This window comes from Oceanobacillus sojae (assembly GCF_900162665.1).
Taxonomy (GTDB): Bacteria; Bacillota; Bacilli; order Bacillales; family Amphibacillaceae; genus Oceanobacillus; species Oceanobacillus sojae_A.
The window spans coordinates 373,454-389,422 of record NZ_LT727812.1; the positions used below are offsets into that span (position 1 = coordinate 373,454).

18 protein-coding genes and 2 other annotated features are annotated in these 15,969 nt (G+C 37.1%); of the genes, 5 read left to right on the plus strand and 13 right to left on the minus strand.

Going from position 1 to position 15,969, the window contains the following annotated elements; all coding sequences use genetic code 11:
• Positions 1-22 precede the first annotated feature (22 nt).
• The 4 genes from BN1068_RS12700 (at position 23) to BN1068_RS12715 (ending at position 3,815) form a co-directional block, all read left to right on the plus strand.
• A complete protein-coding gene (locus BN1068_RS12700) occupies positions 23-1,246 on the plus strand; it encodes an ABC transporter permease (RefSeq protein WP_077603224.1) in 1,224 nt (407 codons plus the stop codon).
• Positions 1,243-2,388, plus strand: a complete 1,146-nt coding sequence (locus BN1068_RS12705) for an ABC transporter permease (RefSeq protein WP_077603225.1) — start codon at positions 1,243-1,245, stop codon at positions 2,386-2,388. Before BN1068_RS12700 ends, BN1068_RS12705 begins: the two co-directional genes overlap by 4 nt.
• Positions 2,372-3,046 carry an ABC transporter ATP-binding protein gene (locus BN1068_RS12710; RefSeq protein ID WP_077603226.1) on the plus strand — a complete coding sequence of 225 codons (675 nt, stop codon included), beginning with the start codon at positions 2,372-2,374 and terminating at the stop codon, positions 3,044-3,046. The genes BN1068_RS12705 and BN1068_RS12710 overlap by 17 nt, the downstream gene beginning before the upstream one ends.
• 127 nt (positions 3,047-3,173) lie before the next feature.
• Positions 3,174-3,815, plus strand: coding sequence for a lytic transglycosylase domain-containing protein (locus tag BN1068_RS12715; RefSeq protein ID WP_077603227.1), 642 nt, complete (start codon positions 3,174-3,176; stop codon positions 3,813-3,815).
• A 74-nt stretch (positions 3,816-3,889) separates the two neighbouring features.
• Here the strand turns inward: BN1068_RS12715 and BN1068_RS12720 are convergent, their stop codons facing one another.
• The 5 genes from BN1068_RS12720 to BN1068_RS12740 all read right to left on the minus strand — a co-directional run bounded on the left by BN1068_RS12720 (position 3,890) and on the right by BN1068_RS12740 (position 8,061).
• Positions 3,890-4,873, minus strand: a complete 984-nt coding sequence (locus BN1068_RS12720) for a ring-cleaving dioxygenase (protein WP_077603228.1) — start codon at positions 4,871-4,873, stop codon at positions 3,890-3,892.
• Between the two features lie 144 nt (positions 4,874-5,017).
• Positions 5,018-6,103: a M42 family metallopeptidase gene (locus BN1068_RS12725; RefSeq protein WP_077603229.1), complete on the minus strand. Its 1,086-nt coding sequence runs from the start codon at positions 6,101-6,103 to the stop codon at positions 5,018-5,020.
• 119 nt (positions 6,104-6,222) lie between these two features.
• The gene (locus BN1068_RS12730) at positions 6,223-6,714 is read right to left on the minus strand and encodes a dUTP diphosphatase (RefSeq protein ID WP_077603230.1); all 492 of its coding nucleotides are present in this window, start codon (positions 6,712-6,714) and stop codon (positions 6,223-6,225) included.
• Positions 6,715-6,799: 85 nt separating this feature from the next.
• A complete protein-coding gene (locus tag BN1068_RS12735; RefSeq protein WP_077603231.1) occupies positions 6,800-7,357 on the minus strand; it encodes a TetR/AcrR family transcriptional regulator in 558 nt (185 codons plus the stop codon).
• A complete protein-coding gene (locus BN1068_RS12740; protein ID WP_077603232.1) occupies positions 7,354-8,061 on the minus strand; it encodes an MBL fold metallo-hydrolase in 708 nt (235 codons plus the stop codon). The genes BN1068_RS12735 and BN1068_RS12740 overlap by 4 nt, the downstream gene beginning before the upstream one ends.
• A gap of 216 nt (positions 8,062-8,277) precedes the next feature.
• Between BN1068_RS12740 and BN1068_RS12745 the strand changes: the two genes are divergently transcribed.
• Positions 8,278-8,676, plus strand: coding sequence for a sigma-w pathway protein ysdB (locus BN1068_RS12745; RefSeq protein WP_077603233.1), 399 nt, complete (start codon positions 8,278-8,280; stop codon positions 8,674-8,676).
• 115 nt (positions 8,677-8,791) lie between these two features.
• Here the strand turns inward: BN1068_RS12745 and BN1068_RS12750 are convergent, their stop codons facing one another.
• The 8 genes from BN1068_RS12750 to dnaI all read right to left on the minus strand — a co-directional run bounded on the left by BN1068_RS12750 (position 8,792) and on the right by dnaI (position 15,923).
• Entirely contained in the window at positions 8,792-9,397 is a 606-nt protein-coding gene (locus tag BN1068_RS12750) for a TVP38/TMEM64 family protein (protein WP_077603234.1), read from the minus strand.
• A gap of 98 nt (positions 9,398-9,495) precedes the next feature.
• The gene (locus tag BN1068_RS12755) at positions 9,496-9,804 is read right to left on the minus strand and encodes a DUF1294 domain-containing protein (protein WP_077603235.1); all 309 of its coding nucleotides are present in this window, start codon (positions 9,802-9,804) and stop codon (positions 9,496-9,498) included.
• 254 nt (positions 9,805-10,058) lie between these two features.
• Positions 10,059-10,415: a 50S ribosomal protein L20 gene (rplT, locus tag BN1068_RS12760; protein WP_077603236.1), complete on the minus strand. Its 357-nt coding sequence runs from the start codon at positions 10,413-10,415 to the stop codon at positions 10,059-10,061.
• A 38-nt stretch (positions 10,416-10,453) separates the two neighbouring features.
• Positions 10,454-10,648, minus strand: coding sequence for a 50S ribosomal protein L35 (gene rpmI / locus BN1068_RS12765; RefSeq protein WP_077603237.1), 195 nt, complete (start codon positions 10,646-10,648; stop codon positions 10,454-10,456).
• 33 nt (positions 10,649-10,681) lie between these two features.
• A complete protein-coding gene (gene infC, locus BN1068_RS12770) occupies positions 10,682-11,188 on the minus strand; it encodes a translation initiation factor IF-3 (protein ID WP_139344830.1) in 507 nt (168 codons plus the stop codon).
• Positions 11,189-11,260: 72 nt separating this feature from the next.
• Positions 11,261-11,391, minus strand: a sequence feature (ribosomal protein L20 leader region).
• Positions 11,392-11,573: 182 nt separating this feature from the next.
• Positions 11,574-13,508 carry a threonine--tRNA ligase gene (gene thrS / locus BN1068_RS12775; RefSeq protein ID WP_077603239.1) on the minus strand — a complete coding sequence of 645 codons (1,935 nt, stop codon included), beginning with the start codon at positions 13,506-13,508 and terminating at the stop codon, positions 11,574-11,576.
• Between the two features lie 53 nt (positions 13,509-13,561).
• Positions 13,562-13,801: a binding site (T-box leader), on the minus strand.
• A 58-nt stretch (positions 13,802-13,859) separates the two neighbouring features.
• A complete protein-coding gene (ytxC, locus tag BN1068_RS12780) occupies positions 13,860-14,693 on the minus strand; it encodes a putative sporulation protein YtxC (RefSeq protein WP_254846805.1) in 834 nt (277 codons plus the stop codon).
• A 300-nt stretch (positions 14,694-14,993) separates the two neighbouring features.
• Positions 14,994-15,923 (minus strand): primosomal protein DnaI, encoded by a 930-nt coding sequence (gene dnaI, locus BN1068_RS12785; RefSeq protein WP_077603241.1) that lies wholly within the window; start codon positions 15,921-15,923, stop codon positions 14,994-14,996.
• Between the last annotated feature and the right edge of the window lie 46 nt (positions 15,924-15,969).

Sequence of the window (15,969 nt, forward strand, 5' to 3'; positions counted from 1 at the left end):
AAAGAAAAGAGAGTGCATGATCATGATTTTTTTTAAACAAACTGGGCTTTTTATAAAAAATCATATGCGGCAACTTAAGAGGAAGTGGTACTCACTTCCTCTTCTTTTCATATTTCCGCTTGCTTTAGCCGGACTTATGATGGTGATTGTTGTCAGTTTTTTTACCCAGGATGAGAAGGATGCCATACAATTAGGTTTAGTTGATTTAGATAATTCAACAGAGACAGAAATGATGGTTCAATTATTAGAACAATCCTCAGGCTTTATTGATTTTTTAGAGGTCAAAGAATTATCCGAAGAAGAAGCAATGAAACAGATTGAATTAAATAATTTAAGTACATATATCGCTTTTCCGAAAGGGTTTATCCAGGACCTGTATCAAGGTTATTCTGTGGAGGTTCCTATTGTCGGAAACAGGCAGCAGCAGCTGGAAAGCTACATGATTAATGAGACCCTGCAGAGTGTCGTCCGTCATATTCGTTCCTCACAGGCTAACATTCTGGCAATGAATTATTATGCGAAACAATTTAATATGGATGATGATGCAAGAAATGAATTTGTTTTTGAACAATTTCAGGAATTTCTGCTCTACACAGTCGGCAGAGACCAGGTTATCAGAGAACGGACTTTATCCAACCAGGCAAGCTCCTCCCCTGTTTCTTATTTCAGTTTAGGGGCATGGTTTGTTATCAGCAGTTTATGGCTATTTTCACTATATTATTTTTTTACCAAAGAAAATCCGGCTTTAATCAGTCAGCGCATCCGATTATATGGAGCTACACAATTCAGACAGATACTCGCAAAAATAATTGTAACGCTGATACTGTCCCTCATTTTGGCTTGTCTCTCATTTTTTTCTTTGCTATATTTCTTAGACATTGAGCTTACGCAGGAAAATATCATTCGGACAATAACACTTATATCCATCTATCAAGTGGGTTTTGTTCTTTTTTTAGCTGTTTTTGAGGTATTTATTTCATCGTTGAAATTACAATTATTCGTGCAAATATTTTTTGTGTCTGTGTTAATTTTATTTAGCGGTGCCGTTGTACCGACGCTTTACCTGCCAATGGGAATTCAGGATTACCTCCCCTATTCTTATGCCTATAATAGTCTTTATTGGCTTCAGGAAATAATCCTTAACCAAAGACATTATGCCGAATATACTTCCAGTCTTCTTCTAATCGGGTTTCTGATATTCCTGTTACTGGGACTATTAAGCTGGAAGGAGCGCAGAAGCATATGATGGATATAATTACTACACGATGGCTGCATGCGAAGAAACATCTCCTATCCATTTTATTTTGGGCTGTCTTCCCTATTCTTTTCACCTGGATAATTATCTCCGGAACTGAGGCTATCCAGGATCAAAGCGCTATTCCAGTTGGAATTATTCTGGAAGAAGATTCTGATTTGGCGGTTCAATTAAAAGAAAAACTGGATTCTTCTGATTTAATCCGTGTGATTGAGATGGAAAATGAAACAGAAGCCAGACAAATGGTGGCTACACATGAATTGGACAGCGCATTTATCATTAAAGCAGGATATAAAGCTGCAATTGAAGCTGGGCAGCGTAACCGGTTAATTACAAGTTACCGGACAGAATTATCGATGGGTTATACCCCTGTTGTTGAAATGATTGCTTCTTTTGTTCAGGAGGATAGTGGAAAATCAAAAACGGCATACACCATTATGAATTTAGGAGAAGCATTACACAGCTCTTCCATACCAGACTATGATGAAATAATTAATGAGATTTATTCTATTGAAGAAAGTGAAAATCTTATTTACACTAATTTCACTCTGCTGGGGGAAGATGCAGATACAGATACAGGATTTTCTTTATTTCAAAATCCCTGGGGATTATGGTCTGTCGTTGCTCTATTATCCACCTTCTTCTTATTTGATTGGCTGATAAAAGAAAGAAATGCGACAGTCCGCATCCGTTTTATATTTAACCGCCTTTCTTTTCAGCACTATTTAGTATACAATCTACTTCTTTATAGTTTTGGGTTATTGCTATTAGATATCATCACTTGGGGTGCTTTTCATGTTTTATATGATGAAGGGTTGAATATGTCACAATTTGTATATATACTCAGTTTCCGTTTAACTATTTGTATCCTTGTCTTTTTAATAGGTTTATCCTTTAAAAAACTGCTTCCTTATTATATAACTGCCGTTCTAATTATTTTAGTAACCATCGTTGTCAGCGGAATTATTTTACCGATGGACGGTGTTTACGAAAGCTATCCATGGGTTGCTGCTTTAAATCCATTAAGACAGATTGTTTATGAACAATGGTGGAGCGGCTGGACATTTATTGGGCCGATTTGTTTAATTGCTTGGTATGTGAAAGGAGTTTACAATAATGCAGCTGGAAATTAATAATGTGTCGAAATCATTCGGCAAAAAGAAAGTACTTGAAAATCTGTCTTTTGAAGTGAATTCCGGTGAAATTATCGGGTTAGTTGGAGAAAATGGAGCGGGTAAGTCCTCCCTGCTTCATATCTTAGCAACTATTTCAAAGGCAGATTCGGGCAGTATCCGCTTAGGAAAATGGATATATGGGAAAAATCGTAAACAGCTTCGCAGAATGGTTGGTTTCGTACCACAGGATATCGCTTTATGGGAAGACATGTCCGTGGAAGAAAATATGCTTTTTTTTGAAAAGCTTTCCTGGATAAATCGCTCGAAGGTTGAATTAAAACAGCTTTGTGAGGATATGGAATTGTTAAAATGGAAAGAGCCTGTCCACACATTATCTGGTGGAATGAAGCGAAAATTAAATATGGCAATCAGTTTAATCCATAATCCCGACCTATTATTGCTGGATGAACCGACAGTCGGGATTGATTTACGATCCAAAAAAGAAATTGCCGGATATCTTAAGCAAACAGCTCAGGTTGACAATAAAATGATTATGTATACTTCACATGATATGGATGAAATTCAAAGTATATGCGATGCTGTCGTGTGTATTGGAAACGACCCCTTTTATGAAAATTTGCTGCGTGAAGCAAACATGAAAATTATCTCTATATAATATTGCCTAAAGGACTGAAAACAGATAGAATATGAGTAATAGGAATTTTTAACAAATGGATTAAATACTTTATAAATACACAGGACAAAAAATTACTTTTCAGCTCATATACGGACGGTGAATATAAATGGAAATTAATACAAATCAACGGACTAACCCTTTCGAGGCTTTATCTATGACTCCTGCTGCCGGTGAAGTCACTGAAAACAGCGGTTTTGGCGCTAAGTCCTTTCAACAGCTGCTCTTAGAACGAATTCGTGAAGCAGAGGAACGGACAGCACAGGACTTTGGCTCTAATCTCAGAAGGTCCGGACTTATTTCTCCACCATTGACGCAAGCAACGGCAACAGTTCCAATGCAGGCAGCTCAGTCAGCTAATGGAAACGGAGCAAATTATAAGGGTATCATTCAACAAATGGCAAATAAATACAATATTAGTGAAAATTTAATTCATGCTGTTATTAAACAGGAATCTAATTTTAATCCTAATGCAACAAGCCCTGTCGGTGCCCAAGGTTTAATGCAGTTAATGCCGAAAACAGCAGCAGGCTTAGGAGTGGCAAATTCGTATGATCCTCAACAAAATATTGAGGGCGGAGCAAAATATTTAAGCCAAATGCTGAAAAGATATAACGGAAATACTGAATTGGCATTGGCAGCTTATAATGCTGGCCCTGGAAATGTAGATAAACATCAGGGCGTTCCTCCATTTAAAGAAACAACAGCTTATGTATCTAAAGTAATGAATACATACCGTTCATTAGCTTAGATTTCTGCTAGCATACTTCATACAAAAAAGGATTCGTTTGTTTTTGGCAACGAATCCTTTTTGTTTAAAATATTTTATTCATATTCTTTCTCTATTACCTTATTACTTCGAACCGTATCTATTTTTCTTACCTGACTTTCAATCTGTTCACGCTGTGATTCAAGAAACGGCGGCAATGAAAGTTTTTCTCCTAGGGTTTCATATGGCTCATCCTCCATGAATCCAGGACCGGCTGTTGCTAATTCAAATAATACCTGTGGTGCTACCGGAGTATATAACGAACCGAAATAAAAACGCTCGACAAATCCGGAAGTTTGAAGACCAAATTGTTCTATTCTCCGCTGCCATTTCTCTAAATCTTCGCGTTCATCTACACATAATGCTGCATGATGCACTGTACCATAGCCCTGTCTGGCCGGCGGTAATTCTTCATTATGCTCGACAATGACCCGGGCGCCATTTCCACCATCATCTATTTCAAAAAGATGAAGTGATGCTTCACTGGAAACCTCATTGTACATAAATATCTTTTCTAAAACCTGCTTGAAGAAATTAAAATCTGCAACACGTACAACTACTGGCCCCAGTCCAGTAATTCCATATTCTGATGGGATTGGTCCATCTTTCCATGGCTTGCCTGAGACCCTTCCATTATTATTCTCATCCGAAACAAGCTGATACTTTTGATCATCAAAATCAGAAAAAGATAATGTTTTCACATCAAATTGCTGTTCAATTTCTGTGTGTTTAATTCCAAGACGGTCAAAGCGTTTCTTCCAATATTCAAGTGCAGCATCACTTGGTACACGTAAGGATGTTTTATAGATTTCATTTGTTCCGTGGGAACCTTTAGGGATACCCGGGAAGTCAAAAAATGTCATATCTGTCCCGGCATTTCCCTCATCATCTGCAAAGAATAAATGATAGGTTTGTATGTCATCCTGATTAACTGTTTTCTTTACTAAACGCATGCCGAGCACATATGTGAAAAATTCATAATTCTTTTCTGCACTGCTTGTTATTGCCGTAACGTGGTGCATGCCACGAATTGGATTCATTGAAAAAACTCCTTTTATATTTAATTAATAAATATTTAATTAAATATAATTTAACATAGCCGTCAATTTCTGTCAAGAACACCCTTTTCTATAAAAAACCGTACATTTTAACAATCTCAAAATGTACGGCATAAATCATTATTATTAAGCTTTAATAAGAGTATCCAAGGTTTTGCGATCCAATTTCTTAATCACAGCTGTTAATAATTTCACAGCATTCTCATAATCATCACGATGGAGAATTCCTGCGTGTGAATGGATATAGCGGGTTGCTATTGTAACAGATAGAGATGGAACACCATTTCCAGTCAAATGAATAGAGCCTGAATCTGTACCACCGCCAGCTATAGAAGTAAACTGGTAAGGGATATTATTTTCCTCTGCTGTATCAACTACTAAATCACGCAGTCCCTTATGAGAAATCATAGAAGCATCATACAGTACAATCTGAGGGCCTTCGCCAAGCTTGCTGTCAGCATCTTGTTTAGCAACACCCGGTGTGTCTCCGGCAATGCCTACATCGACACCAAAACCAATATCCGGCTGAATCAGATGAGAAGATGTTTTTGCTCCACGTAAACCAACCTCCTCCTGAATCGTTCCTACACCATAGACAGTATTAGGATGTTCTTCATCCTTTAAAGCCTTCAATACATCGATTGCAATCGCTAAACCGATACGGTTATCCCAAGCTTTCGCCATCAGTAATTTCTCATTCTTTAATTGCGTAAATTCAAAATAAGGAACGACAGAATCTCCAGGCTTCACACCGAATGATTCTGCTTCTTCTTTACTTGTCGCACCAATATCAATAAACATATCTTTTATTTCATATGGTTTTTTTCTAGCTTCTGGACTCAATATATGTGGAGGCTTAGAGCCAATGACACCAGTCACGTCTCCTTTGGAGCCCATAATTGTTACACGCTGTGCCAGCATGACCTGATTCCACCAGCCCCCTGCTGTCTGGAAATAGAGAAAGCCATTTTCATCAATCCGTGTTACCATCAGACCAATTTCATCCAAATGACCTGCAACCATTATTTTTGGTCCATTCTCATCACCTGTCTTTTTAGCAATCGAGCTGCCTAAATTATCTGTTGTCAGCTCATCGGCATAGGGCTTAATATAACTTTCAAATACTTCACGTACTTCTTTTTCATTTCCTGGTATTCCTTTTGCATCTGTTAAATCCTTTAGCATTGTTAATGTGTTATCCAGCTTTGTCATATTGATAATCTCTCCTTTATATAGTGAAACTTCATATAATCTGAGCTTTTACAGCTTTCTCATGCGTAAGATAGTTGAGTCAATCCGGCTTATACTGACAGTTAAGCCGGAAAAAAGAGTTAATAGCCCTGATCCTGGCGCTGATAGTTAATTTTATTTTTTTCCCAGTATGCTTTTTGAATATCGGTATCAGTAAATCCAAGCTGATTTCCCAATTGCAGGCTCCAGCTAAATAATTGCTGATAATTTTCATTCACCGGATTTTCCCGGTAAGCAATAGCTTTTTTATATACCTGGTAAAAGTATTCTGATTCCGTCATGCTCTCTTCCGGTTTAATCTGTCCTTCTGCCTGATAAATATATCCTTTCTCAATGCCTATTGACATCAGAAAATGTAACACATCTACATATTCCTCTAAAATAACCTGCTGCTTATTTCTAGCTTTTGTGCTCCAGAATTTAAAGCACCTTGTTTCGTTTGCAAGCTCTCCAAGTTCTACGAGGAGGGCCAGATGCTTTTCATGAAATAAATTGATGCTGGATAAATCATGATTGTTCTCAATATATGTATCCAGTTCTTTTTGCATTTCAAATAGCTGATTCCAATCCAATTTATCTCCCCCTTGTCTGCCATCTCTTCCATTTTATCACAGACTTTTTAGAAAAGCTTTTTATATTGATTAATCTCTTTGAGTTCTAATCAGACTCCAAATCTGTCAAAATTATATTTAACCCTATTGAAAAGCTTTTTTCCAGCTCTTGAGGAAGCCCGAAAGCTTCATCCATTTCTAACATCGTAAAGCCATGCAGGTAACTTCTTAATGTCCGGATAAAATGAATAGCTTCATCATCTGAAAGGGCATATTTTTGCAGTATTTTAGAAAATATTTCGATAATCCGCTCAGATAACTCTTTTGTTTCATCACTTTTCCATAGCTTGACTTTTTGTACTAATTGATATTGACCCGGCCATTTCTTAGCAAAATTTCTGTATTCCTGCGCTATTGCCCATAGAGCTTCCTTCTTTTCCAGTCCGATACTGGCAACCAGGAGTTTATCATACAAATTTTTCATACTTCTTTGCGCAGTCATATCTAGTAAGTCTTCTAAATTTGCTACATGGTTATATAACGATGGCGGTTTAATCTCTAAACGCAGAGCTATATTTTTAATCGTAACTCCCTCGATTCCCTTCTGATCAAGCAGTTCCAGTGCAGCGTCTGTAATTAATTCTTTCGTTATTTTTTTTCTCATTTTCCAACCCCTGCTTCTGCTTTTTTTATTGCTTTTCTCATTTGCTCTTCTGGATTAACTAATACATTTCCATGTCCGACTGCAAGTAATTTGGGATTGCACGCAAGTAATTTCACTGCGCTCTTCACAGCTGTTTCTTTATCCCAAGTTGCTGCTTTCGGAAAAGGGAAGAGCCATTTTAATACTCCTGAAACAGCTACACCGCCTTTTGTTTGAAATGCGTCTCCCACAATAAGTATCTGATGCTCCGGCTCAAAAAAGGATACCGAACCTGGCGTATGTCCCGGACTCGAAATTACTTCCAAAGTATCGACCTTATCTCCCTCTTCAAAAGTAAAATCAATCAGTATGTCACTTTTGGGGAATCCTCCCTTTATTGGTTTCTCCGGCTCACCAGCCCTCAGACGAAAATCTTTCTTTAATAAATAATTGTCCCGCCTTGATATTCCTACAGGTACATCTGGAAAAACCTCTTTAAAATAAGGTACTCCACTCACATGATCGCCGTGTGCATGGGTCAAAATTAATTTACTTAACGGTTTCCCTGTTTGATCTGTCATTTGTTTTATCTCATTGACAAATTTCCCTGTTCCCATATCAATACAGATTAAATTCTCCTTCTGCTCAAGAACAAAACAATTAATTGGAAAGATATTCGGTAAAAATGTGATTTGATATAAATTATTAAATTGTCTTATTTTCAATTAAATCACCTCAAACTAATATAATTAATATATTAACTAATGCAATTAGTTTAGTCAAGAAGATTTTTTAATTCTAAATAAACCATAACCATTCTGTTTTGCAGCGTAAAATATGGACGTTCTATATTTTTTATAATAAAATATTATTCTCTTGAAACTTTTTGAAGACTCAATCGTATGTAGTGGTAACAGGACGTTTCTAAGGAGTAGATAATTATGGTCATCATTATCTTTCGGATATTATTAGTGATAGCGATAGCACTGTTGATTTATACATGGGTTCAATACTTAAAAAAACCTGAGCGTAAATTGCGCCTCTCTCAGGAAAATCAGGGATTTTATTTATTAGATGAACTTAATAATAACAAGAAAAATTTTCAATTAACTTATAAAGGATGTCTTTTTATTGGAGAGAAATATTTAGGAACAACCGAAGACGCTTTTGAAGTGGTTGATATTCATGTTACTGTTAAGAACCCATTAGAGCTTCGCGGGCTGACCAGAGAGGATTTATATTTTTTAGAGCAGGAAATATTAATGCACTATCCGCACGCTTCTATCACTTGGAAGCATCCGATTAATGAACTTATTATTACGGAAATCACAAAAGAATAACCAGTTACAACAGGACTGGTTATTCTTTACATCACCTTCTCCATAGCCTTATATTTCATACTTTTATCGTAAAACACCCGGTTCTTGTAAAGAAGAGCCGGGTGTTTTACATGTATTATGTTTTTGATAATTCCCGATGCTTTACCTGTGTGGAAGACGCCGCAAAAAACTCCTGCCACTGAATAATAATTTCTTTTCTTCTTAAAAAATATAAGGATGGGAGTAAGGCAATAATGAAAATAGCGATATATACTGGAGAAAGTTTAGAAATCCAACCGCCGATACTTGTGTAGACAATTGCCAGAGGGATGTTTGATATAAAAGAAGATTTTGCATATCCTTTAAAAGTCTTGTTCGTTTCAATCAAACATAATGATAGTAAGTGGAAATGAATAAATGGAACGAGTCTTAATAAAGTAATCTGTGCTGTCGTCATTTCTCTATTTTTACCAAGTAACCGCTGCTTCAAAATAATTAGCTTTTCGATTGATTTCGGCATCCAGCCTGCCATCACATAAAAAAACAAACTTGCCATTGTTATCCCAATAATAGAATAGGCACTTCCTGCAACTGGACCAAATAAGATGCCGCCAGAAATACAAATAAATACAACTGGTAAGAATAACAGCGGCCTGATGAGATGAAGAATAATAAATAACAGCGGTGAAAGCACACCGCCCATCTCAATAATCACCAGCAAATAATTTCCAACGTATTCCATGGCTACCCCTCCTCTTGAGGAAGCTGGTATTATTTATACCTATATATATGTTTCAAGACGAGCAGTCTATGATAAAAGAATTCCTGCTGGTTTTATTCCTAAAAAAGATTAGACAGAGCTTGAAGAATCTCCTTAGAAAAGAAAACCAGGCCAATGAAACAAATGACATTAATCACGATAAAAACTGGAATGCCAATTGTAAAGCTTTTATGTTTTGTTTTATGACGAAATGTCTGCATACCAATAAAAATACCAATGCTTGCTCCTAAAACAGCTAATAACCAAAAAGTACGTTCCGGAATACGAAAGGCATGCTGCTTCGCCTTCTGTTTATCTTTAAACATCAAATAAAATCCAATTAAATTAGCAACGAGTAAATAAATAAGTAATGATGATAGATTTTCCATTTTTTCCTCCTGATCCACTAAATAAATATTCCTCTTTAATCATAAAGAAAGTCTTAGCTTACTGCAATGCTGAAGCATATTATCTCTGAAGAACAATAGCACAGAGTGCAGCATGAAATTTCCCTCATATTTTTTAGTGCTTGAAGCAGGACACGGCTGCTTTTCTATAAATACTCATCCACCAGGTCATAATTCTATAATTTCCTGTAAAAAAAAGATCGCCATCCAAATTGGTGAGCGATCTTTTTTCTATATTATTTTAAAGCTTCTTTTGCCTGAGATGCTAATTGAGCAAATGCTTGTTCATCATTAATAGCTAAATCAGAAAGCATTTTACGATTAATATCAATACCGGCAAGTTTCAAACCGTGCATTAATTTGCTGTAAGAAATATCATTCAAACGTGCAGCAGCATTAATACGGGAAATCCAAAGTTTACGGAAATCACGTTTTTTCTGTCTGCGGTCACGATAAGCATATTGACCTGATTTGATAACCTGTTGTTTTGCTGTTTTAAATAAAGTTCTTTTCGAACCGTAGTAACCTTTTGCTAATTTTAAGACGCGTTTACGACGACGACGCGTAACTGTTCCACCTTTAACTCGTGGCATAAGAAATCCCTCCTGATTCAATTACATATCTGAATTTATTATTTTGGTAACATTGCTTTAATACGTTTGTAGTCTCCAGAAGAAACAAGAGTTCCTTTACGTAACTTACGTTTTTGCTTCTGAGATTTGTTTGCAAACATATGGCTAGTGTATGCGTGAGATCTTTTTACTTTTCCAGATCCAGTTTTTTTGAAGCGTTTTGCTGAACCTTTATGAGTTTTCATTTTAGGCATAATTTTTTCCTCCTAGTTCGTTGCGATAAAAGCTTATTTTTTTTCATTTACTGGAGCGACCATCATAAACATATTACGGCCTTCCATTTTAGGTTTTGTTTCTACAGTACCAAGATCTTTCACTTCTTCCGCGAAACGGTCCAGTACTTCTTTCCCAAGTTCTTTGTGGGTGATTGCACGACCGCGGAAACGAACCGCAGCTTTTACCTTATCCCCTTTTTCCAAGAACTTACGTGCATTTTTAAGCTTCGTTTCAAAGTCATGGTCACCGATTCCAGGTGTAAAACGCACTTCCTTGACATTGATTACCTTTTGCTTTTTACGAGCTTCCTTGTCTTTCTTCTGCTGCTCAAAACGATACTTCCCGTAATCCATAATACGACATACTGGTGGTTTTGCGTTTGGAGCAACTAATACTAAATCAAGGTTTCGTTTCCCGGCAATCTCTAATGCTTCATTACGAGTTTTTACTCCAAGCTGATCCCCATTTGAATCAATGAGACGAACTTCTCTTGCACGAATTTTTTCGTTAACATTCATATCCTTGCTAATAGCCAGCCACCTCCGAAAAATTTTGTTACTGATCTATCTGGACAAGTCAAATCATTTCATTCCATAAAAAAAGTGTCGGCACACATACGCACCCACACATCTCCTCATTCGTAAACATGAATCGTGATGAACCCGTTAACTGCCCATACAGGCGTCAATCAGGTGAGAAGCGGGTGCTTCTACTTGTCTTTAGATCATATCATTAACTTTTATAATATATCATTTTATCGTTTTCTTGTCAAGGACTGTATCCTTTTGTTTTAAACAACTATTGAATCATAGCACGGTTATTTGAGAGTGTCAATAGTTTTTTTAAAAGGCTATTCTCACATATTGCGTGAAAATAGCCTCCTTTTTTGTCGTAAAACACTGTTTATTTCTTCTGATCAATTTCGTCTTTTATAAAGTCGATGAATTGGTCAAGCGGGAGTGTTTCTGTGTCTTGTTCACCATAACGGCGATAGTTAACACCGTCTGCTTCCATTTCCTTATCGCCTAAGACAAGTGCAAATGGAATTTTTTGTGTCTGTGCTTCACGTATTTTGTAGCCTAATTTTTCATCACGGCTATCCAATTCTACGCGAATGCCTTCCTGACGTAATTTTTCTTCTGCCTCTTTCGCATAATCAAGGTGCGCCTGCAGGGATACAGGGATAATTTTTGCCTGTACCGGAGCAAGCCATGTTGGAAAAGCGCCTTTGTACTCTTCAATAAGAAATGCAACGAAACGTTCCATGGTAGAGACGACACCGCGGTGAATAACAACAGGACGATGCTCTTTTCCATCTTCGCCGATATAAGTTAAATCAAAGCGTTCCGGTAAGTGGAAGTCTAATTGTACAGTAGATAATGTCTCATCTTTTCCTAATGCTGTTTTTACTTGAACATCCAGCTTCGGACCATAGAAGGCAGCTTCTCCTTCTGCTTCTACATAGTCTAATTTCATGTCCTCCATTGTTTCTTTCAGCATCGCCTGTGCTTTGTCCCACATAGCATCATTGTCCACGTATTTCTCTTTATCCTCTGGATCACGATAAGAGAGACGGAAGTAATAGTCTTCAATCCCAAAGTCTTTATATACTTTTTGAACGAGTTCTACAACACGGATAAATTCTTCTTTTAATTGATCGGGACGGGCGAAAATATGCGCATCATTCAGGGTCATCGCACGAACACGCTGCAGGCCTGCAAGTGCTCCGCTCATCTCATGACGATGCATTGTCCCAAGCTCAGCAATACGAACTGGCAGATTACGATAGCTCCATAATTGATTTTTGAAAACCATCATATGATGCGGACAGTTCATTGGACGCAATACAAGCTCTTCATTATCCATTTCCATTGGCGGGAACATATCCTCCTGATAATGCTCCCAGTGCCCGCTTGTTTTATAGAGCTCCACATTGCCAAGTACTGGAGTGTATACATGATCATAGCCTAAGCGTTCTTCCAGATCAACGATATAACGTTCAATATTACGACGGATAGTCGCTCCTTTTGGAAGCCACAACGGCAGTCCCTGACCAACTTTTTGCGATACAGTAAAGAGGCCCAGCTCTTTACCAAGCTTACGATGGTCTCTTTCTTTACGCTCTTCCAGAATGTGCAGATACTCATCTAGTTGTGATTTTTTCTCAAATTCTGTTCCGTAAATACGCTGCAGCTGTTTATTATTACTGTCTCCACGCCAATAAGCACCAGAAATACTTAATAATTTAAATGCTTTAATTTTACTTGTTGAAGGAACATGCACCCCGCGGCATAAATCAAAGAATTCCCCCTGCTCATAAATGGTTACAGTTTCATCTTCAGGAATCGCATCAAGCAGCTCTAATTTTAATTCATCGCCGATCTCTGCAAACCGTGCTTTTGCTTCATCACGGGACACTTCCACACGTTTTATTTCTAAGTTTTCATCTACAATCCGCTTCATTTCTTTTTCTATTTTAGGAAGATCCTCCGGTGTTAATGAATGCTCCATATCAATATCATAATAGAAGCCTTCTTCAATAACAGGACCGACACCTAATTGGACATTGGAATACAATCGTTTCACAGCCTGAGCTAATAAATGAGCTGTAGAATGACGTGCAATTTCCAAGCCTTCCTGATCACGATACGTAATGATTTCAATCTTACCACCTTTAGGAAGCTCTCTGCGCAAGTCCAAAGCCTCTCCATCTAACCTGATAGCAAGTGCCTGTTTTTTTAAACCTGGCGAAATGGAAGCTGCTATATCTTCACCTGTAGTTCCAACAGGGAATTGCTTCTCCGCTCCATCTGGAAAAATAATTGTTAAATCAGCCATTTTCATCGAACTCCTTTTTCAAATATAAAAACGCTCCATCCCATTGCGTTATGCAAAGGGACGAGCGTTTAATGTCGTGGTTCCACCCTGATTCCTGAAGATAAAAAACTCCTTTTATCCTCAGCTTCATTGATCTTTAACGCAGATAAAACGTTACTGCCTACTTCCTATTATTTCAGCAGCAATGCTCCAAGGGGGTAATTATTTCTTTACGAAAGGAAGCTTGCAGCCATAGGACTTCCCTCTCTGGATACGTAAGCTGAAAATAATCATGTCCTCATCTCAGCAATTTCATTTTCAAACTCTATCCGTATTATATTCCTTCCAGGTTTGAAAAGCAAGTCCAATTGTTTAATCTAGACGAGAAAGAATCGACACCCCTTTCCTTTCAAATTCTACCCTTTCCTGAAAAATATTTGTAATTGTCAATGTTTTTGGATCTGCAGGATCATCTCCATATACTTTTATTCTTGCTGGCGACATTGCAATAAGCGGACTTAAATTAAATTCATTTTCATGTAACCCTAATGCATATAATGGCGCCTGATACATCCAAATACGAAGCATATCTTTAGAAATTACTTCCCCTTTTTCATTGTAAAAAATAAAATTCTCTCCTTGTTCTACATGTATCAAATCAACACAAGGATCTTTTTTCTCAACATAATGACGTAACATATCAATGAATGCCTGATGATCCTCTTCCCGCTTAAATTCTTCAATAGCCTTCCCGACACATTCTTGAATAAAGTCCAAAAAATGAGCCATCCGAAAATGCAGTATCGCACTAAAATGGATACTTTTACGATCCTTTAAATGCACAAAAAAGATATGCTGCAAAAGCTTTGTTGTATCCACATGATCCCGTAAGTACTGATTATCAGAATCCGGGTCAAATAAAATCCACATAGAAAAATCATAGATACGATTTATTTCATCTGGGTCTGAAAAATAATAATTATTTGTGATTTTACGAATGATGATATCAGAAAGATGCTCTTCTATAAAAACATTTGCCATTGCGGAGCTTATTACATGAATTAGATCTATCTCTGCTAAATCACCTTCCAGCCATAATCTGTTACCCCATCTGGCATTTGCTTGTTGATGTACTCTGATCTGTTTTCTATATGGATTTAACTTTTTACGAAAAGCAACTACTTCCTTATCCGATTCAAAATACACTTCCAACAATACATATCACCCTCATCCACTTACAAACTGTTACATTATATGGACAAGTTCAGATAAAAATGCTTAAACTAGTCAGACTAGCAGATTTGCTCGATATAGTATAAGAAAAAATACTTGTTAAATCTTTATTTTAATCACTCAACTTTCGCACCTTAAAAATAACTTGCTTATCATAGGGATAGGAAGGTATAGATGCTTATTCTCCGGTCTGAAAATTGAGTTAATCTTTTACACCTGCCGATAAATATATAGATATAGAAAAAAAGGATTCCCTATACGGAAATCCTTTCTCTAATCATCTCTTCTATTTTCACCGGACATTTTCACCACTGTACTTACCTGCTTAATACGTTCAATAATCCGCCCGGCTTTAACCTCTTCTACGCCATTTCTGGTACTTGCGAGTTCCTTCTCCAGCTGATTTAAATCAAAATTGGAGGAGAAAAAGACAGGCAGCCCTTCCATCATACGATATTGCAGGACAGAGCCTAGTACTTCATCCCGGAACCAGGCTGATTGTAATTCCGCGCCAATATCATCCAGCATTAAAACGTCTGCTTTCTTAAAGAAATCTATCTTTTCATTAAAGGAATCATCCTTAAAAGAGCTCTTTATTTCCCGGACAAACTCCGGCATATAAATGAGAGTAGTTGAATAATTTCTCTTTTTCAGCTCATTCGCTACAGCACCTAATAGATATGTTTTACCAATTCCAAACGAACCATGAAGATATAAACCTTTTTTAGGCAATTTTGTTTTAGCTTCCTCTAAAAAGTTGATAATTTCACCAATTGCTGAAATCCTTGACTTATCCTGAATAACTTCTGACATTTTTGCTTCCAAAATTTCTTTTGGCATATAAAGACTTTGAAATAACCTCTGCTGTGCTTGCTGTTCTTCAGCCTGAATACGTGAATGACATTTTTCATAGCTGAGTCTGATTTCATTCTTATCCATACTTAATACCGGAGAATACCCTTGAACCATGTTTTGGCATTCTCCGAAAGAAGCACAGCGATCACATTGCTTGGATTGTGTCTTATATTCATACAGCCGCATTAAATTCTTTTCAATATCGTGATCAGTCAGTTCAGGGTGTTCATGTAGAAATGATCGAATAGAGGGATCACTCAGAATTTCCTTTTTTATTCTAGTGTAGTTGGATTTGAAATTCTTATTCGTATCCATCCATGCTTTTAATTCTGATTGTATAGGCTTCATCCATCATCCCTCCTTTAAATGTGTGCTCAAACATCCTCTTTAATTC

Coding starts and splice junctions, on each gene's coding strand:
- BN1068_RS12745 (WP_077603233.1), top strand. CDS start 8,278: ATGGTCATCATTATCTTTCGGATATTATTAGTGATAGCGATAGCACTG.
- BN1068_RS12725 (WP_077603229.1), bottom strand. CDS start 6,103: ATGACAAAGCTGGATAACACATTAACAATGCTAAAGGATTTAACAGAT.
- BN1068_RS12755 (WP_077603235.1), bottom strand. CDS start 9,804: ATGGAAAATCTATCATCATTACTTATTTATTTACTCGTTGCTAATTTA.
- BN1068_RS12710 (WP_077603226.1), top strand. CDS start 2,372: ATGCAGCTGGAAATTAATAATGTGTCGAAATCATTCGGCAAAAAGAAA.
- BN1068_RS12700 (WP_077603224.1), top strand. CDS start 23: ATGATTTTTTTTAAACAAACTGGGCTTTTTATAAAAAATCATATGCGG.
- thrS (WP_077603239.1), bottom strand. CDS start 13,508: ATGGCTGATTTAACAATTATTTTTCCAGATGGAGCGGAGAAGCAATTC.
- rpmI (WP_077603237.1), bottom strand. CDS start 10,648: ATGCCTAAAATGAAAACTCATAAAGGTTCAGCAAAACGCTTCAAAAAA.
- BN1068_RS12735 (WP_077603231.1), bottom strand. CDS start 7,357: ATGAGAAAAAAAATAACGAAAGAATTAATTACAGACGCTGCACTGGAA.
- BN1068_RS12705 (WP_077603225.1), top strand. CDS start 1,243: ATGATGGATATAATTACTACACGATGGCTGCATGCGAAGAAACATCTC.
- rplT (WP_077603236.1), bottom strand. CDS start 10,415: ATGCCACGAGTTAAAGGTGGAACAGTTACGCGTCGTCGTCGTAAACGC.
- dnaI (WP_077603241.1), bottom strand. CDS start 15,923: ATGAAGCCTATACAATCAGAATTAAAAGCATGGATGGATACGAATAAG.
- BN1068_RS12715 (WP_077603227.1), top strand. CDS start 3,174: ATGGAAATTAATACAAATCAACGGACTAACCCTTTCGAGGCTTTATCT.
- BN1068_RS12720 (WP_077603228.1), bottom strand. CDS start 4,873: ATGAATCCAATTCGTGGCATGCACCACGTTACGGCAATAACAAGCAGT.
- infC (WP_139344830.1), bottom strand. CDS start 11,188: ATGAATGTTAACGAAAAAATTCGTGCAAGAGAAGTTCGTCTCATTGAT.
- BN1068_RS12750 (WP_077603234.1), bottom strand. CDS start 9,397: ATGGAATACGTTGGAAATTATTTGCTGGTGATTATTGAGATGGGCGGT.